The 18,145-nt window shown below is 74.0% G+C and carries 18 protein-coding genes; 12 read left to right on the top strand and 6 right to left on the bottom strand.

The genetic code is table 11. From position 1 onward, the window contains the following. Positions 1–81 precede the first annotated feature (81 nt). From GV126_RS02980 to GV126_RS02940, 9 genes are all read left to right on the top strand, one after another. Complete coding sequence (locus GV126_RS02980; RefSeq protein WP_159662434.1) at positions 82–516, top strand: ATP-binding protein; 435 nt, start codon at positions 82–84, stop codon at positions 514–516. 147 nt (positions 517–663) lie between these two features. Further along, a complete protein-coding gene (locus tag GV126_RS02975; RefSeq protein WP_159662432.1) occupies positions 664–1,125 on the top strand; it encodes an STAS domain-containing protein in 462 nt (153 codons plus the stop codon). A gap of 202 nt (positions 1,126–1,327) precedes the next feature. Then, positions 1,328–2,227: an STAS domain-containing protein gene (locus tag GV126_RS02970; protein WP_159662430.1), complete on the top strand. Its 900-nt coding sequence runs from the start codon at positions 1,328–1,330 to the stop codon at positions 2,225–2,227. Further along, positions 2,224–2,643 carry an STAS domain-containing protein gene (locus tag GV126_RS02965; RefSeq protein WP_159662428.1) on the top strand — a complete coding sequence of 140 codons (420 nt, stop codon included), beginning with the start codon at positions 2,224–2,226 and terminating at the stop codon, positions 2,641–2,643. Before GV126_RS02970 ends, GV126_RS02965 begins: the two co-directional genes overlap by 4 nt. After that, positions 2,643–3,083, top strand: a complete 441-nt coding sequence (locus GV126_RS02960) for an anti-sigma regulatory factor (protein ID WP_159662426.1) — start codon at positions 2,643–2,645, stop codon at positions 3,081–3,083. The genes GV126_RS02965 and GV126_RS02960 overlap by 1 nt, the downstream gene beginning before the upstream one ends. Next, positions 3,083–4,153, top strand: coding sequence for an ATP-binding SpoIIE family protein phosphatase (locus GV126_RS02955; RefSeq protein ID WP_159662424.1), 1,071 nt, complete (start codon positions 3,083–3,085; stop codon positions 4,151–4,153). The genes GV126_RS02960 and GV126_RS02955 overlap by 1 nt, the downstream gene beginning before the upstream one ends. Beyond that, positions 4,150–5,886 carry a PP2C family protein-serine/threonine phosphatase gene (locus GV126_RS02950; RefSeq protein WP_159662422.1) on the top strand — a complete coding sequence of 579 codons (1,737 nt, stop codon included), beginning with the start codon at positions 4,150–4,152 and terminating at the stop codon, positions 5,884–5,886. The genes GV126_RS02955 and GV126_RS02950 overlap by 4 nt, the downstream gene beginning before the upstream one ends. Positions 5,887–6,097: 211 nt before the next feature. Further along, positions 6,098–7,546 carry an NAD(P)/FAD-dependent oxidoreductase gene (locus GV126_RS02945; protein WP_159662420.1) on the top strand — a complete coding sequence of 483 codons (1,449 nt, stop codon included), beginning with the start codon at positions 6,098–6,100 and terminating at the stop codon, positions 7,544–7,546. Between the two features lie 136 nt (positions 7,547–7,682). After that, positions 7,683–9,938, top strand: coding sequence for an FUSC family protein (locus GV126_RS02940; protein ID WP_438947825.1), 2,256 nt, complete (start codon positions 7,683–7,685; stop codon positions 9,936–9,938). A gap of 356 nt (positions 9,939–10,294) precedes the next feature. Here the strand turns inward: GV126_RS02940 and GV126_RS02935 are convergent, their stop codons facing one another. From GV126_RS02935 to GV126_RS02925, 3 genes are all read right to left on the bottom strand, one after another. Next, the gene (locus tag GV126_RS02935; protein WP_159662418.1) at positions 10,295–10,735 is read right to left on the bottom strand and encodes a hypothetical protein; all 441 of its coding nucleotides are present in this window, start codon (positions 10,733–10,735) and stop codon (positions 10,295–10,297) included. A gap of 159 nt (positions 10,736–10,894) precedes the next feature. Further along, positions 10,895–11,806 (bottom strand): SigB/SigF/SigG family RNA polymerase sigma factor, encoded by a 912-nt coding sequence (locus GV126_RS02930; RefSeq protein WP_159662416.1) that lies wholly within the window; start codon positions 11,804–11,806, stop codon positions 10,895–10,897. 315 nt (positions 11,807–12,121) lie between these two features. After that, complete coding sequence (locus GV126_RS02925; RefSeq protein ID WP_159662414.1) at positions 12,122–12,568, bottom strand: ATP-binding protein; 447 nt, start codon at positions 12,566–12,568, stop codon at positions 12,122–12,124. Between the two features lie 227 nt (positions 12,569–12,795). On the opposite strand from GV126_RS02925, the gene GV126_RS02920 reads away from it, so the two are divergent. Together GV126_RS02920 and GV126_RS02915 are read left to right on the top strand one after the other, a co-directional pair. After that, the gene (locus tag GV126_RS02920; RefSeq protein ID WP_159662412.1) at positions 12,796–13,053 is read left to right on the top strand and encodes a 3-deoxy-D-manno-octulosonic acid transferase; all 258 of its coding nucleotides are present in this window, start codon (positions 12,796–12,798) and stop codon (positions 13,051–13,053) included. 308 nt (positions 13,054–13,361) lie between these two features. Beyond that, on the top strand, positions 13,362–13,814 hold the full coding sequence (locus GV126_RS02915) for a cyclic nucleotide-binding domain-containing protein (protein WP_159662410.1): 453 nt from the start codon (positions 13,362–13,364) through the stop codon (positions 13,812–13,814). Between the two features lie 87 nt (positions 13,815–13,901). Here the strand turns inward: GV126_RS02915 and GV126_RS02910 are convergent, their stop codons facing one another. Continuing rightward, positions 13,902–15,212: an MFS transporter gene (locus GV126_RS02910; RefSeq protein ID WP_159662408.1), complete on the bottom strand. Its 1,311-nt coding sequence runs from the start codon at positions 15,210–15,212 to the stop codon at positions 13,902–13,904. A 251-nt stretch (positions 15,213–15,463) separates the two neighbouring features. Between GV126_RS02910 and GV126_RS02905 the strand changes: the two genes are divergently transcribed. Then, positions 15,464–15,718 carry a WhiB family transcriptional regulator gene (locus GV126_RS02905; protein ID WP_159662406.1) on the top strand — a complete coding sequence of 85 codons (255 nt, stop codon included), beginning with the start codon at positions 15,464–15,466 and terminating at the stop codon, positions 15,716–15,718. Between the two features lie 177 nt (positions 15,719–15,895). Here the strand turns inward: GV126_RS02905 and GV126_RS02900 are convergent, their stop codons facing one another. After that, positions 15,896–16,345 carry a DUF6098 family protein gene (locus GV126_RS02900; protein ID WP_159662404.1) on the bottom strand — a complete coding sequence of 150 codons (450 nt, stop codon included), beginning with the start codon at positions 16,343–16,345 and terminating at the stop codon, positions 15,896–15,898. Between the two features lie 61 nt (positions 16,346–16,406). Then, positions 16,407–18,080 carry an FAD-binding dehydrogenase gene (locus GV126_RS02895; RefSeq protein WP_159662402.1) on the bottom strand — a complete coding sequence of 558 codons (1,674 nt, stop codon included), beginning with the start codon at positions 18,078–18,080 and terminating at the stop codon, positions 16,407–16,409. Positions 18,081–18,145 lie beyond the last annotated feature (65 nt).

The raw sequence follows: 18,145 nt of genomic DNA, 5'->3' as shown, positions 1-18,145 counted from the left end.
GCCCACGGGAACTAGTCAGGGGTACGGAGGGGCGGACGAAAGGACGAGGACGCCCTGCTCACGCCGGGCCGGGAAGGCGAGATGGCAAGCGAGCCGCATAGGGACGACACACTGGCTACCGAGGGGATCCCCAGTCGCACCGAGCACTTCGCGGGCGAGTTGCATCATGTGACGGGTGCGCGTCTGGCCGCGGAGGAGTTCCTGGACGACCTCGCGCGGCACTGCCTGCCCGCGGCCCCCGAGCACTGGGACGACATCCTGCTCGTGGTCACCGAACTGGCCGCGAACGCCGTGCAGTACGCGCCGGGGCCGTTCGTGCTGCGGATGCGCCGCACGTTCGACGGGGTGCACGTGACCCTCAGCGACACCAGCAGGACGCCGCCGGAGCCGCGCCCGTTCCGTCCCAGCAGCGGTGGCGGCGGCATCGGCTGGCACCTGATCCACACCCTGTCCGACCAGGTCAGCGTCGTGGTCAACGAGCACGGCAAGGACGTCCACGTCTTCCTGCCCTGGTGAGGCGGCGCGGGTCCGGCGGGACCGTCCGGACCGGAGCCGGCGGGACCGTGCGCGCGGGGCCTGCGGAACCGGCCGAACCAGGCCCGCATGACGGCGCGGTCCACGGGGAGACGCGGGAACGCAGGGCAGCACTCGGTGGAGGGACCTGTGCCCCTTGCCCCAAATCCGCTGTCCGTCGAGGTGACCGTGCCGAGGGACGATGTCGCTCTGCTCACGGTGGAGGGCTATCTGGACGCCGACACCGCGACGGAGTTGCAGGCCCACCTGGCCAATCAGCTCCACCACGGCCGACGCCACTTCCTGCGCGACCTCACCGGCGTGCCCTTCATGGACTCCTCGGGCATGAACATCATCCTGCGGGTCTACCAGGAGGTCCGCGAGCGGCCCGGCAGCGTCCACATCATCGCGCCCACCCCACCCGTACGACGGATCCTCGACCTGACCGGCGTCAGCATCGCGGTGCCCGTCTCCGAGACCGCCGAAGAGGCCCTGGCCCTGGTCGACCGGCAGCCCGAGCAGGCCGCGGAGCCGGCCGCGCGGGACGGGGAGCGCTCCGCTGCGCCCGAGGGCTCCGCCGCGCCGCCGGCGCCCGCCGAAGGGCAGCTCTGACCCCGGTCGGCGGACGCCGGCGCCTGTCGTACGGTGTCGTTCGCGGGCGCGGCCCCGCGACCCGTGGGCGCCCGACGGGGGGTACGGGGACCTGGTCTTCACCGCGTGCGGGCGCGGCTAGAGTTGGGGCCCGGCAGGAGTGACATCGCCCGCTCGCCTGCACAGGCCGAAGCGGCGCGACGCGAACGAGGAGTGGAACAGCGTGCCGGAGCAGGAAGCGGCGGAACAGCACGGGGTGCCGGAGCGGGAGATCGGGGACTTCCTGCACCGCCGCCGGGAGCAGATCGCCCAGCGGTGGGCCGACGAGACCTTCTTCCGGAGCGTGTTCACCGTCTCCCGTGAGGAGGCCGTGGACGCCGGCCGTACCCTGGTGGACGCCCTGGCGCAGGTGGCCGCCTCGGGCCGGGTCACGGACCCGGAGGCGGCGGGGTTCTCGCAGGTGCGCGAACAGCTGGTCCGGATGTGCGCCGCGCGCAGCCGCGCCGGGCTGACGCCCTCGGAGGTGTCGCGGGACGTGGCGGCGCTGCGACCGCCCGTGGTGGACCTGCTGGTCGCCGAGTTGCGGGACGCCCCGGAGCAGAGGCTGCGGGAGCGCTCGAACCTCCTGACCGTCCTGATGGGCACCCTGCGGGTGGTCGTGATGGAGGCGGCGCTCAGCGAGAACCAGGCCCTCATAGACCGCCAGCGGATGCAGCTGATGGAGATGGCCACGCCGGTCATCAAGCTGTGGGACGGCATCGTGGCCGTGCCGCTGATCGGGACGCTGGACAGCGCCCGCAGCCAGGTCGTGATGGAGACCCTGCTGGAGTCGGTCGTCGAGCAGCAGGCGCACTTCGCGATCCTCGACATCACCGGTGTGCCCACGGTCGACTCGCTGGTGGCCCAGCACCTGATGAAGACGGTCGCCGCGGCCCGGCTGATGGGCGCGGAGTGCGTGGTCTCCGGCATCCGCCCCGCCATCGCGCAGACCATCGTCCACCTCGGTCTGGACCTGGGCTCGGTGGTCACCCGTGCGTCCCTGGCGGACGCGCTCGCGTACGCCCTGCGCAAGCTGGGCGCCGACATCGTCCCCCCGTCGTCCCACGGTGCGGGTGAGCGGTGACCGGCGGCTTCCCCCAGCACGCCGCGGGTCATGTACCGGTGCTCCGGCTCGGCGACGTCCTCCTGGTCACTCTTCAGGGAGATCTGCACGACAGCGCGGCGGAACAGCTCCAGCAGGACATCGGCGAGGCCATCGCGGCCCACCGGTCCCGCGGCGTGGTCATCGACGTCTCCGGGGTGGAGATCGTCGACTCCTTCCTCGGCCGTGTCCTCGCCGAGATCGCGGCGAAGGCGGAGCTGCTGGCCGCGCAGACCGTGGTCGCCGGGATGCGGCCCGCGGTCGCGATCACCATGGTGGAGCTGGGCCTGACCCTGCCGGGGCTGCGCACCGCGCTCACCGCGGAGGAGGCCGTACGCGGGTTCGGCGGTACGGACCCGGTGCTGCGCACCGCTCGCACGCGTCTGGGGAGTCCGTGATGGACACGGCGGCAGGCGTCGAGGCCTGCTTGCCGATCACCTCCGACATGGATCTCGTGTGGGTGCGCCAGCACGTGCGGCAGGCGGCCGCCCAGCTCGGTTTCGGCCTGGTGGACCAGACGAAGCTGGTCACCGCGGCCAGCGAGCTGGCCCGCAACACCCTGGTGCACGGCGGCGGCGGACGCATCGAGGTGACCGCGCTGACCGACGGGCCCGTCCCCGGGCTCCGGCTGACCTTCCGGGACGAGGGTCCGGGCATCGCGGACCTGGACCGTGCCCTGACCGACGGGTACACCTCCGGAGACGGCCTCGGCATGGGGCTGGGCGGCGCCCGGCGGCTGGTGCACGAGTTCGCCATCGACAGCGCTCCCGGAGCGGGCACGACGGTCACGGTGACGTCGTGGGTCGCCAGGCCGCCGCGACCGCGAGGGGAGGCCTGATGCCGCGGGTGTGGGACGTCGCGGTGAACGACTCCACGCAGGTGCACGACGCGCGGGTGGCGGCGCAGGCCGCCGCCTCGGCGGTCGGCCTCACCTCGTCGCGGACCGCCTCGGTCGCCCTGGTGGCGACCGAGCTGGCCACCAATCTGCTCAAGCACGGCCACGGCGGCCGGGTCCTCATCGACATGGTGCCCCCGCCCGTGCCGCGGCGGGACGGCCCGCAGCCGTCCGCGGTGCAGATCGCGGCCGTCGACCACGGCCCGGGCCTCGCCGATGTGACCGCCGCCCCGCGGGACGGCTTCTCCACCGCCGGTTCGCTCGGCGCCGGCCTGGGCACCTGCCGGCGGGGCGCCGGCGACTTCGAGCTGTACAGCGTGCCCGGCCGGGGCGCGGTGGCACTGGCCCGGATCGGCCCCGCCGCCGACCGCCGCAGACCGGTGGGGGGGGCCGCGGCCGCGCCCGCCGGGCGGGCCGGCGGGGTGGACGTCCCCCTGGCGAGGGCGGATCATTCCGGCGATGCCTGGGCCTGGGTGCGCTGCGGGGACCTGGTGACCCTGATGCTGGCGGACGGACTGGGCCACGGCCGGCCCGCCGCCGAGGCGTCGTCTGCGGCGGTGCGGGCCGTGTACGACAGCCCGCACCTCTCCCCCGCCGAACTGCTCGGCCGCCTCGACACGGTGCTGCGCGGCACCCGCGGCGCGGCCGTCGCCGTGGCCCAGTTGAAGCTGAGTGCCGGGCGGCTGCGGTTCTGCGGGATCGGCAACATCGGGGCGCGGCTGCGCGAGGGCGACACCTGGCGGCCGCTGCTGTCCCGTCCCGGGATCGTCGGGGCGCACCGGCCGGCGACGCTGCCCGCGGCCGAGTTCGCCTGGTCGGCCGACCGGCTGCTCGTGCTGCACTCCGACGGCCTGCCCAGCCGCTGGACGCCGCCCGCCGACCCGGCCGTGCTGTCGGCGGACCCGGCGGTGACGGCCGCGGTGATCGTCCGGGACGCCGGCAGCCCGCTGCGTCCGGAGCGGGACGACCCCGCCGTGGCCGTGCTCGCTCCGGTACGACCGGAGGAGAGATGACGCACAGCCTGCGGATCGGCACCGTCACCGACGCGGCGCGGGCCCGTATCGCCGCGGCGCGGCTGGCCGCCGCGTGCGGGGTGGCGACCCTGGAGCGCACCCGGCTGGTCACCGCGCTCAGTGCGCGGCTGCGGCAGTGCCTGACCAAGGGCGGCACCTGGCACCTGGGCCTGCGGGTCGTCCCCGGCGACGGTGCGCGGCTGCTGCGGGTCACGGTGGTCCCGGATCCGGAGACGAGCGCCGCCGGGGAGCCGCCCTGGCAGATCGAGGTGGCCTGCCCCGAGCCCGAGGGGGCCGCGGGTGGCGAGGTGCCGGCGGATCCGGCGGCCCTGGCGGAGGCGCTGCTGGGCGCCGACGAGGACACCGCCGTGGTGCTGCGCGAGCTGGCCGAGCAGGAGGAACTGGTCGCCTTCCACCGGGAGGAGCTGCACCAGACCAACCAGGGCGTGCTGGCGCTGCACGCCGAGCTGGACGCCGCCGGGCGGGCCCAGCGCGAGGCGTTCGCCGCCGAGCGCAAGGCGCGCACGGAAGCGGAGAACGCCCGGCGCCGGCTGACGTTCCTGGCCGACGCCAGCGCCGTGCTGACCGCCTCGCTCAACCACGAGGAGATCGTGCGGCGGCTGCCGGACCTGCTGGTGCCGCGCTACGCCGACAGCGTCGACGTCTGGCTGTTCGACCAGGAGGGCGGCCCGAGCGGGACGGCTCCGCATCCGGCGGCCGCCGTGCTCGCCGCGCGCACCGGGCGCCCGCAGTACGCCGCCGACCACCCCGGCCACCTGCCGGGAGTGGACGACCGGCCGCCGTCGGCGCTGATGCCGACGCGTCCGCTGCTGTGCATCCCGCTGCCCACCCGGCGGGCGCCGCTGGGCGTGCTGACGCTGTCGCCGCCCGGTGAGCGCTGGGACCCGGACGACGCCGTGATGCTGATCGAACTGGCCCGGCGGGCCAGCACCGCGATCGACAACGCGCGGCGTTTCGAGCACAACCGGGACATCGCCGAGACGCTGCAGCGCGCGCTGCTGGCCGACCTGCCCACCACCCCGGGGCTGGCGCTGGCCGCGCGCTATCTGCCGGCCACGCACGGGCTGAACATCGGCGGTGACTGGTACGACGCGTTCCGCCAGCCCGACGGCAGCCTGATCGCCGTCGTCGGCGACGTCACCGGCCACGGGCTGCACGCGGCGGTGATGATGAGCCAGCTGCGCACCGCGCTGCGGGCGTACGCCGTCGACGGCGGCAGCCCCGGACAGCTGCTGACCCGGCTGCACACGTTTCTGCACCATCTGCAGCCCGATCTGTACGCCACCGCGGTCATCGCCCGCTTCCGGCCCGACGACCCCACCGTCACCTGGGCCGCCGCGGGCCATCCGCCGCCCGTGCTGCGCCGGGCGGACGGAACGGTGGAGGTGCTCGACGCCAAGCCGGGCGCGATGCTCGGCATCCCGCTGCGGCAGGAGATCGGCGACCACACCGTGCGCCTGTCCGGCGGCTCCACGCTGGCGCTGTACACCGACGGCCTGGTGGAGCGGCGCGCGCTGGGCATAGACCCGGGCATCGAGCGTCTGGCGGCGGCGCTGGGCGCGTTCCGTCCGGAGGAGCTGGACGCCGACCTGGACGGCTCGGCGGACCGCATCCTGGAGCCGCTGCTCAGCGACTCCGCACGCGACGACGACGTGTGCCTGCTGCTGTGCCACCTCCGCGACGCAGGGCAGGCGGGCCTGCGCCGCGGCTGACCGGCGGCACCGGCCGCGCCCCGGGTGGGCCGCGCGGTGCCGCGGCCGGGTCCTTCGCCCGTGCAAGGGTGGCGCGAGAGGGGGAACCCACGTGTGCGCGGACCGTGGCGTCGGGTGACCCCCGCTGCCCCCTGCTCGGCCGTATGCGGTGCGCACCCGGCCGGACCCGGGCATGGTGGTCTTCGACGCGTGTGTGTCCGCGGCGGGATGGATGAGGTGCCAACGCGGCGATCCAGGGCAGGCGCATGACGTCGAGGCAGACCGCCGTCAGCCGCAGAAGGGAAGAAACACCGTGACACGACCCAGGATCCTGGTGGTGGGCGCAGGCTTCGCCGGCGTGGCGTGCGTGCGCCGCCTGGAACGCAGGCTCGCCCCCCACGAGGCCGACATCACCCTGGTGACGCCGTTCGCCTACCAGCTCTATCTGCCGCTGCTGCCCCAGGTCGCCTCCGGGGTGCTCACCCCGCAGTCGATCGCCGTCTCCCTGCGCCGCAGCAAGAAGTACCGCACCCGGATCATCCCCGGCGGCGCCGTCGGAGTGGACCTGAAGGCGAAGGTCTGCGTCATCCGCACGATCACCGACCGCATCGTCGACGAGCCGTACGACTACATCGTGCTGGCCCCCGGCAGCGTCACCCGCACGTTCGACATCCCCGGCCTGACGGACCACGCCTTCGGGATGAAGACGCTCGCGGAGGCCGCCTACATCCGCGACCACGTCATCACCCAACTGGACCTGGCCGACGCCAGCGAGGATCCGGCCGAGCGCGCCGCACGACTGCAGTTCGTGGTCGTCGGCGGCGGCTACGCCGGCACCGAGACGGCCGCCTGCCTGCAGCGTCTGACGCACGCCGCGGTCAAGCGCTACCCGCGGCTCGACCCGTCGCTGATCAAGTGGCACCTGATCGACATCGCGCCCCGGCTGATGCCGGAGCTGGGCGAGAAGCTCGGCCGCGCCGCCCAGGAGGACCTGCGCCGCCGCGGCATCGAGATCTCGCTGGGGGTGTCCATCGCCAAGGCCGGCCCGGAGGAGGTCACCTTCACCAACGGCCGGGTGGTGCCCACCCACACCCTGATCTGGACGGCGGGCGTGGTGGCGAGCCCGCTGATGCAGACCCTCGGCGCGGAGACCGTCAAGGGACGGCTCGCGGTGACCGCGGAGATGTGCCTGCCCGGTTACGACGGGGTGTTCGCCCTCGGCGACAGCGCGGCCGTGCCGGACCTGGCCAAGGGCGACGGCGCGGTGTGCCCGCCGACCGCGCAGCACGCCCACCGGCAGGGCAAGCGGGTCGCGGAGAACCTCATCGCCACCTTGCGCAACCAGCCGATGCGGCCCTATGAGCACAAGGACCTCGGCCTGGTCGTCGACCTGGGCGGCGCGGACGCCGTGGCCAAGCCGCTGGGGGTGGAGCTGCACGGGGTGCCCGCGCAGGCGGTGGCCCGGGGCTATCACCTGGCCGCGCTGCGCACCAACGTGGCCAAGACCCGGGTGGCGACGAACTGGATGCTCAACGCGATCGCCGGTGACGATTTCGTGCGCACCGGTTTCCAGGCCCGCAGGCCCGCCAAGCTGAAGGACTTCGAGTACACGGACGCGTACATGACGCAGGAGCAGGTGCGGCAGCGCGTCGAAGGGGCGGCCGCGGGCCCCGCGACGTGAGACGGGGCGGCGCGGGACGCCCGCCCGCGGCGAGCACGGCCGGGCCGCGGCGCGCGGTCCGGCCGTGACGTGCGATGCTGGACGAACGGATCATCACGGGGAACACCTCACGGGGAACAGGAGAGAGTGCGGCGGCGTGAGTGCGGCGGAGGGGTCGGTATGGGCACGGCTGCGGGATCGCGTCACGGCATCCGATCCCGGGCTGCTGCGGCTGGCGGCGGGCTCCCGGACGGCCGGTTCGATCGCGCTGACCCTGGTCGTCCTCACGGCGCTGCGCGCGCCCGTGGCGCATCTGGTGGCCGGGGCGATCGCGTCGATGGCCGCCACCTTCGCCATCCGGGAGAAGCTGCGTGCCCAGCAGGCCGTGACGCTGGCGCTGGGCCTGCCCGTGGCGCTTGCGTCGGTGTCGCTGGCCGCGCTGCTCAACACGCACGTGGTGGGCGGGGACCTCTTCTTCGTCGTCCTGATGTTCTGCGCCGTCTACAGCCGGCGGTTCGGTGACCGGGGCAACGCGCTGGGGCTGATCGGCTTCCAGATCTACTTCATGTCCCTGTTCGTCGGCGCGACGCTGTCGGTGCTGCCGCGGCTGTACCTGGTCATCGCGGTGGCGTTCGGCTGCAGCGCGCGCATGCGCTTCGTCATCGTCCACGAGACCCCGGCCGGCATCCTGGACCGGCTGCGCGAGGCGTTCCGGGTGCGGCTGGCCCAGCTGGTGTCCGCCCAGCTGGAGTTGCTGGACGCCGGGCCCGCCGACGTCGACAAGGCCCTGGAGGCGGTACGGGAGCGCACCGCCCGGCTGCACGAGACGGCGCTGATGATCCAGGGCCGGCTGGAGGAAGGCACCACGGACGCCTCCGTGGCCCGGCTGGTCCAGCGGCGCATCGCGGGCGCCGAGATCGCCGCCGAGCGGCTGGGGCTGCTGATCCTCGGTGCCCGCAGCAGCGAACGGGCCGACACGCTCACGCTGCACCTGCCCGGCGCGCCCGCTCCCGCGGGCGTGCAGCTGCCGGTGCGCGAGCAGAGCACCGACACGCTGCGCCGCGACCTTCAGGCGCTGCGGCTGCTGGTGCTGCGGCCCGTGGGGCTGCACACCGGGACCGCGATGGCGCACGTGCGCAACCGGCTCCTCGGCTATCGCGAGGAGGAGAACCTGCCGCCGGCCCCGGTCGCCGTGCAGGACGTCTTCCGCGGCCTCGGCGAGGCCGCGCGGGCGGTGCTCGGGCTCAGGGTCGCGCTGGGCGGCCCGCAGGACGAGTCCGACGACACCCCCGCCACCACCCGCTCGCGTGAGGAACTGGACGCCGAGGACGCCTCGATCGAGGGCTCGGAGGAGAGCGAGCGGGAGAAGGAGCAGCCGCCCACCGGGCTGCGCCGGCCCACCACGCGCGCCGCGGTGCAGGTGGCGCTCGGCTCGTCGCTGGCCATCGTCGGCGGCGAGTTCCTGTCCGCGCAGCGCTGGTACTGGGCGGTGCTGACCTGCTGGATCGTCTTCATCAACACCTCCTCCACGGGCGAGATCCTGGTCAAGGGCTATCGGCGGCTGCTGGGCACGGTGCTCGGGGTGGTGGCCGGTATCGTGCTGGCCGGGCTGGTCGGTCCGCACACCTGGCCGGCGCTGGCACTGGTACTGGTGTTCGTGTTCCTGATGTTCTACACGGCCCCGCTGTCGTACACCCTGATGTCGTTCTTCGTCACGGCGGCGCTCGGCCTGCTGTACACGCTGCTGCACACCTACAGCCTGTCGGTGCTGGTGCTGCGGATCGAGGAGACGGCGCTGGGTGCGGCCTGCGGGATCATCGCGGCGGCGGTGGTGCTGCCGGTGCACACCGACCGCCGTACGAACGAACTGCTCGGCACCGTGCTGCACCGTCTCTCCGACGTCACCGGCCGGGCGATCGAACAGCTCAGCGGCGGATCGCAGACGGACCTGCTCGACCTGGCGCGCGACCTGGACCAGGCGCTGGCCGACCTGCGCTCGGCCGTGCAGCCGCTGACCCACCCCATCACGCCGCTGCGCTCCCGGCGGAACACGGCCCAGTACCTGCTGGCGCTGCTGGAGACCTGCGCCTACCACGCCCGGTCGCTGGCCGCGACCGCCGAACTGCTGCCCACCCACCCCTCCATCGCCGCCGATCCGCGGCTGCGGCAGGCGTGCCGCCGCATCACGCACAACATCGCGGTGCTCGCCGCGCACATCGCGGACCGCGGCTCCACGGAGGAGATCGAGACCGGCCCGAGCATCGCCTCGCTGCTGGACTCCGGCAAAGTCCCGGGCGTCCCCCGCTACGGCCGGATCACCGACCGCGTGCTGCGCCACCTGCAGCGCCTGGACGAGGCCGTGGTCGGACTCGCCCGCCCGCTGCGGGTGCCGCGGGCGACCCCGAAACGGTGAGGGCGGGGCGCAGACGAGCCGGAGAGCGGGGCGCGGACACGGGTCGGTGGGTGCGGGCGGAGACGAGCCGGTGAGTGCGGGGAACGACGAGCGGGTGAGCGCGGTGCCGACGAGCCGGTGAGTGCGGTGGCGACGAGACGGTGAGCGCGGGCGGCGGGCGGTGAGAGGGTCCGCATCGCACCGGTGGTAGGCCGGGGCGGTGCGGTGCGCCCTGTGCCGACGGCCGAGGGTGCGCGGGCCTCAAGTACGACGTCAGAGGTCCGCGCGGAGCGTCAGGACTCCGCGCGGACCGTCCCTGTCGTGTCACCGCGCCGCCCGCCGCCCTGCCCTTCCCTCACCGCGGGCCGTGCCGGCCGTCAGAAGTCCGTGGGCAGGCCACTGGCCTCGGCGATGCCGCGCAGTTCCTCGGTCTCGCGGTGGCGCGCGCGGATGTAGTCGGCGATCTCGGTCAGCCGCGCCGGGTCGGAGGCGGTGGTGGCGTCGGTGACCACCCGGACCGGGCCGGTCTCCTCGATGTCGAGAACGACCACCTCGTTGTCCAGTCTGCCGGTGACCGCGGTGGCGATCACCAGGGCCGCTTCGTCGCGTATCTCCTGGGGCAGGCCCTGGGTCACGGGTCCGTCCAGGGGGAAGTCGGCCGTGGGCACTCCCTGCTCGCTCTGTTCGTGGATGGACCGCAGGACGGGGTCGACGACGGTGAGGAGGCGTTCGTAGTCCTCCTCCGGCATCCGGACCCGCAGGAGGTCGAGGTACATCTCCACGGCCCGGTCGCCTGGCGTACGCTCGTGTTCGTTCATCTGCTCCGTGTTCCCCGCCCGGCGCCGGTCAGACGCCCCGGGGGCGGGTTGCGGACCGGCGGGCGCGGACGGGTTCCGGACCGCGGCGGGCGCCGACGGGTTCCGGAGCGGCGGGCACGAGGGCGCGGGCCGGCTGCCCGCCGGGGCGCGGGAGCGTGCTCACGCGGCCGGAGGACGCGGCCCGCCGCCGGTGCCACCGGTGCCGCGCCGGGCGGCGCGCTCCGCCAGCACCTCGTCGCGCACCTTGGCGCAGCTGCGGCTGATCAGCCGGGAGACGTGCATCTGCGAGATGCCCAGCCGGTCCGCGATGCGGCTCTGTGTCATGTCCTCGAAGAAGCGCATGTAGAGGATGGCGCGTTCGCGTTCGGGAAGCCTGCGCAGCCCTTCCTTCGCGGACTCCCGGTCCACGACGACGTCGTAGGAGGAGTCCGCCGCGCCGAGGGTGTCGGCGAGGCTGTACCCGTCGGCGCCGGCCGACAGCTCGGCGTCCAAGGACAGGGTGCTGAAGCTGTCGAGCGCCTCCAGGCCCGTGGTGACCTCCTCCTCCGTCAGCCCGCAGTGGGCGGCGATGGCGGCGACCGACGGCTCGGGGCTGCCGGGGTTCTGGGTGAGTTCGCGGCGCGCCACGCGCACCTTGTTGCGCAGCTCCTGGACACGGCGGGGCACCCGCAGGGCCCACATGCGGTCGCGGAAGTGCCGCTTGACCTCGCCGGTGATGGTCGGCACCGCGTAGCTCTCGAAGGCTCCGCGGTCGGGGTCGAACCGGTCGATCGCCTTGACCAGCCCCAGCGCCGCGACCTGCCGCAGGTCCTCGATCGACTCGCCGCGGTCGCGGAAGCGGCCGGCGATACGGTGGGCCATGGGCAGCCAGGCGGTGACGAGTTCGTCGCGGACCGCGTCCCGCTCCGGGCCGTCCTCCAGGGCCGCCAGGCGCCGGAAGAGCGCCGCGGTGTCGGGTGCGTCGTCGTGCGACCGCCGGGCGGGAGCCTGGTCCACGGGGGCGGTCCGGTCGTCGGGGGCGGCCTGGTCGTCGGGGGCGCCGGAACGGCTTGTCGACATATCGATGAGCATGCGGAATCGCTCCTGAACGGTGGTCTCAGGGATGTACCGCGGGAGGGGCGGGGCGAGCGCCCGGGCGACCTGGAGGGCCTCCGAGCGGCCGTACCGCTCCCGCTGGCGCGCCTCCGGTCCGAAGCACGAAATTCCGTCTGCCCTGGTCCAAGAACGACAAACTCCGCTTCCTGGATTTCTTTGCAGCAGGCAATACTTTGCTGGTCGGAGGGCGTACTCCCGTCGGGAACCCGCACTCGTCGGTGGCCTGCGCTCGTCGGGGGCGGTCCAGGGCGCCGACTCGCACGCCGGGCTCACGCCGCCGGCCGGTACCGGTCAGGTCAGCGGCACCACGGCGCTGATGCACTTGCCTCCCGAGGGCAGGTCGGACACCTTCACGTCGCGCGCCAGCCGGCACACGATGGGCCAGCCGCGGCCGCCGACCCGGCGCCGGCCCTGCCGGTCAACGGGTGGCCGGGCCACCGGCAACCGGTCGCTGCGGTCGCTCACGCACACCCGCACGTCCTGCCCGACGACGTCGACGTGGAAATCGGTCACACCGCCGCCGTGCAGGATGGCATTGGTGGTCAGCTCCGAGGCGACCAGCTGGGCGTCCGAGACGGCGTGCTCGTCGCACGGACGATCCGGTCGGCAGCATGCGGCGATCGCGCGTTCCACGGCCCGGCGGGCATCGGCGGGCCTACAGGCGCCCGCGTGCCCCACCGGTCCGTCCGCGCAGGACGGCGGTTCGGCGGATGAGGTGCTCCTGTGCTGCTCGGTCATCTCCTCGCTCCCTGGACGACGAAGTAGGGAAGCCGGACCGGCCCGGGTCCCGCGCTGGTGGAAGCCGCCGAAAAGGCCCACCGCGCCGCGGGCTCCCCCACCGGCTAGCCTGTCCGCGCCCGGCCAAACATCCGGTACGCCCGGCGACGCGGCCGGAGTGCGGGGCCGGGCGGCGTCACGCTGGGCTCGACAGCCATCACAGGGCGCCGAGCGGGTATACGGGCCGTATGACCGATGTCGTGGACTCGGACGAACTGCTGCGGCGCATTCAGCGCGCCAGGGCGTGCGCGCAGGAGGAGGAACGCCGGTGGCGGGACCGCCGCGAGCGTCTCGGCCCGGCCGAGCCGGAGGCGGCCCGCGAGGCGGCCGGGCGGGTGCTGGCCTACGAGGTGGTGGGAAGGGTGCTGGACGAGATCCTCACCCCCGGCAGACACCCCCGGCCGAGCACCACCGCCACGGCCTCCGAGGCGGGTCACCGGGAGTGAAACCGATCACGTGAGCGGCCCCCGGCTGCGTGAAACGACGAGAGATGGTTTACGGTTCATCCATACGCGGCGACGGGGTCGACCACGGACGTCCCCCGTACGCCGCCGCATACGGCCCTGGCTGGCTTCCCCCGTCCAGCCAGGGCTCTTTCATGCCCGCACGCTCCCGCAGGCCACCGCCCCGCGCTCCGGTGCTGCGCTCCCCTGGACGGGCGTCGGGTCCGCCGAGGTGCCCGCCCGGCCCGCAGCCGCTGAAATGGGCGTAGGCACATGCGCGGAACCCATCGCCGGCGAGGAGCCCCAGGGTCATGACCAAAGCCATCAAACTGCTCACCGCCCTCCCCCACAAGCAACGCGAACGCCTGATGGAGCTGGCCAAGGAGGTGTCGTTCCCGGAGGACACGCGGATCTTCGAGGCGGGCGGCCCCGCCGCCCGCTTCTGGGTGATCCGCCCCGGCGCCGTGCACCTCGACCAGCAGGTCACGCCGCAGCGCCGGGTCACCGTGGCCAGCCTCGGAGCGGGCGACCTGCTCGGCTGGTCCTGGCTGTTCCCGCCGTACGAGTGGGGCTTCGGGGCCGAGGCGTTCAGTCCGGTGCGCGCCTACGAGTTCGACGGGGCGGCGGTGCTGGCGCTCAGCGTGGAGGATCCGCTGCTCGGACTGTCGCTGGTGCGGACGGTCGCCGAGATCCTCGCCCACCGGCTGGAGACCACCCGGGGCAGGCTGCTGGAGCAGTACACGATCCCCCGGCGCGGGATATAGCGACGCGGACCGGCCCAGGAAGTCCGTGCCCCGAACACGCGGCCCGGGACACGGACGCGGTCCGCTCGGCGCCCCGCCGACGCCGGGTCAGATGCGGTAGCGGCGCAGGGCCGGCACCGCCGCGGCCAGGCCGAGCATCAGGGCCATCACCAGCAGCCCGCCGCCGGCCACGGCGGCGCGGGGCCCGAAGGCCGAGCCGGCCGTGCCGTGCAGGACGTCGGCCAGGCGCGGACCACCCGCGACGACGACCGTGAAGACGCCCTGCATCCGGCCGCGCATCTCGTCGGTGGCGGCGGACAGCAGGATCGCGCCGCGGAAGACCATGGAGACCATGTCGGCGACGCCGGCGACGGCGAGGAACGCCGCGGCGATCCACAGGTTCCGGCTGGCGCCGAACCCGGCGACGGCCGCGCCCCACGCCGTCACGGCACCGATCACCATCCACCCGTGCCGGCGTGCCCGGGAGAAAGTGCCGGAGAACAGGCCGCCGAGCACCGCGCCGATGGGGATGGCCGCGAACAGCAGGCCGAGGGCGAGCCCCTCGCCGTAGGGGGCGTACGTCTGGGCCGCGAGCTGCGGGAACAGCGCCCGGGGCATGCCGAACACCATGGCGATGATGTCGGCGAGGAAGGACAGCAGCAGCACCTTGTGGCCGGAGATGTAGCGGAACCCGGCGACGATCTCGCGCACGCCCGCACGGCGGGTGACCGCCTCCGTCAGGGGCGGCAGCGGCGGCAGGCGCAGCACCGCCCAGAGCGTGACGCACAGCGCCACGGCGTCGATGAGGTACAGCTCGGGCAGCCCGATGACGGGGATGAGCGCGCCGGCCAGCAGCGGCCCGGCCACCAGGCCGGTCTGCATCACGGTGGAGCTGAGGGCGTTGGCCGCGGGCAGTTCCTCCTCGGGGACCAGTCGCGCGATGGAGGCGTTGCGGGCCGGTGAGTTCAGCCCGAAGAACGCCTGCTGCAGGGCGAGCAGCACCATCAGCACCGCGACCGACTCCAGCCGGGTCACCGCCTGCACCCAGAACAGCAGCGAGGTCACGGCGATGCCGCTGTTGGTGATCAGCAGCAGCTTGCGGCGGTCCACGGTGTCGGCGACCGCACCGCCCCACAACGCGAACACCACCATCGGCACCAGGCCGGCCAGGCTCGCGTAGCCGACCCACGCCGAGGAGCCGGTGATGTCGTAGATCTGCTTGGGCACGGCCACGGCGGTGAGCTGGCTGCCGACGGCGGTGACCACGGTGGAGGACCACAGCCGTCGGTAGGCGGGGATGCGCAGCGGGCGGGTGTCCATGGCCCAGCGGCGCCAGCCGCGCCGGGCGGCCGGCGCCGGGTCCGGGCCGCCCTCGCTGCGCGGAGGGATGCTGCTGTCGGTGGTCTCGCTGGTGTCCACGGGCTTCCTGTTGCTCGGTACATCTTTCTTTTCCGGTCAACTATCGCAGCAGCGACCGGGGTCACCGAACCGGTGTGCGGGTCCCGGTGCGGGGCTCTGGGGGTCGCCCCGGCTTGTGCCGGCCCCGTTGTGCGGATTCCGCGAAGATGCGGCGGGCGGGGAGCCGGGCTGTTTCACCGCTCCGGGGGCGGTGACCCGACGTCGAGCAGCAGTCACACAAAGACGACGATCGATGCAGCAGGTGACATTCCATGGAGAACTGGCGATACCGCGCCGCATGCCGCGAGGAGGACCCCGACCTCTTCTTCCCGATCGGCAGCACGGGTCCGGCCCTGCACCAGACCGAGCGGGCGAAGGCGGTGTGCCGGCGCTGCCCCGTGCAGGAGGAGTGCCTGCAGTGGGCGCTGGAGACGGACCAGACGAGCGGCGTGTGGGGCGGCACGAGCGAGACCGAACGGCGTGGGCTCAGGCGCCGCGCGCTGGCGGCCCGCCGCCGCTACGGCTGACCGCCGACGGGCCGCCGGGTCCCCCGGCCTGCCGCCGGAACCCGAGCGGCCGGCGCGGCGCGGGACCGTCGGCGGCCGACTGAAGCAGCGCCGGGGTCCTCAGCGCCGGGGACCCATGCGGGCGACGCGGTGCGAGGGCCTGAACGGCGGGCGGCCGACGCGGCGGGGCGCGGGGGGTCAGCCGCCGGAGCGGCGCAGCGTCCCCCACTGCGCTTCCTGCCGCATGACCGCGGCCCGCGCCTCCTCGATGACGCCGGCGTCGATCCAGCACATGGGCTCGACGTCGACCACCAGCGGCTCGTTGTCGGGCCCGCGGCCCCGCTCCCGGCCCCTGAGCACCCAGGGGCGCACGCCGGGGCCCTTGTCGTGCGGCAGGGGCGCGTAGTCGTACAGGCGGCGCGCCACCCCCAGCTCGACGGACCGGTCCTGCCACCACTCCTCCACGTCGAGCGGGTTGGCGGACAGGCCCGGCATGCGGACGCCGGTGAGTTCATCGGTGCTGGAAGTGGCGCCCAGATCGGTCTCCGGGCCGCGCGACCAGCGGACGTACAGCCCTTGGTGCCGCTCCACGAGTGCGGCGAGGTCGGCCAGCGAGTGCAGGACCCGCAGGTCGTCCGATGCGCTCATGTCATGATCTCCCTCTTGCCTCAGGCGCTCGGGGTACCCGCACGCAGCCGGTCGGAACCCGTCAGGCCGTCTGGCGTGCCGCCGCCCGGCCGGCCGCGCGGCCCGAGAAGAGGCAGCCGCCGAGGAAGGTGCCCTCCAGGGCGTTGTAGCCGTGGACGCCGCCGCCGCCGAACCCGGCGACCTCACCGGCCGCGTACAGGCCGTCGATGGGCTGCCCGTCGGTGCCCAGGGCGCGGGAGTCCAGGTCGGTCTGGATGCCGCCGAGGGTCTTGCGGGTCAGGATGTGCAGCTTGACGCCGATGAGGGGCCCGGCCGCGGGGTCGAGGAGGCGGTGCGGGGAGGCCACCCGGCCCAGGCGGTCGCCCAGGTAGCGGCGGGCGTTGTGGATGCCCTGGACCTGGGTGTCCTTGCTGTAGGGGTTGGCCATCTGCAGGTCGCGGGCCTCGATCTGGCGGCGCACCTCGGCGGCGTCCAGCAGGGGCTGCTCGGTCAGCTTGTTCATCTTCCCGACCAGCTGCTCCAGGGTGTCGGCGACCACGAAGTCCGCGCCGTGCCGCAGGAAGTCCCGTACCGGTCCGGGCGCGCCCTTGCCGAGCAGCCGGTCGCGCAGCACGGCCCGGCGGTCCCTGGCGGTGATGTCGGGGTTCTGCTCGGAGCCCGACAGGGCGAACTCCTTCTCCACGATCTTCCGGGTCAGCACGAACCAGGAGTGGTCGTGTCCGGCGATGTCCTCGGTGGTGCGCAGGTGCCTGAGGGTGCTCAGCGTGTCGTAGCCGGGCAGGCAGGGGTCGGGCAGCCGGCGGCCGAGGGCGTCGAGCCAGAGGGAGGACGGGCCGGGCAGGATGCGGATGCCGTGGCCGGGCCATATCGGGTTCCAGTTCCGCACGCCCTCGGTGTAGTGCCACATGCGGTCGCGGTTGACCAGGCGGACACCGGCGGACGCGCCGATGTCCAGCATCCGGCCGTCGACGTACGCCGGGACGCCGGTGACCATCCGGGCGGGCGGGGTGCCCAGGCGCTCGGGCCAGTAGCGGCGCACGATGTCGTGGTTGGCGCCGATGCCGCCGCTGGTGACGATCACGGCCTGCGCGGTCAGCTCGAAGGCGCCGGTCTCCTCCCGGTTGGAGGCGACGCCGCGGGGCGCGTCGTCCGGGGCGAGGACCGTGCCGCGCACGCCGCGTACCGCGCCGCCCTCGACGACGAGTTCGTCCACCCGGTGGCGGTGGTGGAAGGTGAGCAGCCCGTCGCGGGCGGCCTGCCGGGCGCGGTCGGCGAACGGCTCGACGACGCCCGTGCCGGTGCCCCAGGCGATGTGGAAGCGGGGCACGGAGTTGCCGTGGCCGTCCGCCCTGAGGTCGCCGCGCTCGGCCCAGCCGACCGTGGGCAGCAGGGTGATGCCGGGCCGGTGCAGCCAGGACCGCTTCTCCCCCGCCGCGAACTCGACGTAGGCGCGGGCCCAGCGCACCGCCCAGGAGTCCTCGTCCTCCAGCCGGTCGAACTGCGCGCTGCCCTGCCAGTCGCGCCACGCCAGCTCGAAGGAGTCCTTGACGCCCAGGCGCCGCTGCTCCGGGGAGTCGACGAGGAACAGGCCGCCGAACGACCAGTAGGCCTGGCCGCCGAGGTTGGCGGCGTTCTCCTGGTCGACGAGGGCGACCCTGCGGCCCCGGCTGGTCAGTTCGTGCGCCGCGACCAGGCCCGCGAGGCCGGCTCCGACGACGATGACGTCCGCGTCCATGGCGACCGTTCCCTTTCCTCAGTCCTCAGTGCGTGTCAGCTGTTCCGTGCGGGTCCGCGGTCCTG

It is taken from the genome of Streptomyces mexicanus (assembly GCF_902506575.1).
Taxonomy (GTDB): Bacteria; Actinomycetota; Actinomycetes; order Streptomycetales; family Streptomycetaceae; genus Streptomyces; species Streptomyces mexicanus.
Note: the sequence above shows the minus strand (reverse complement) of the source record. Positions and strands in the feature narration are given on the sequence as shown.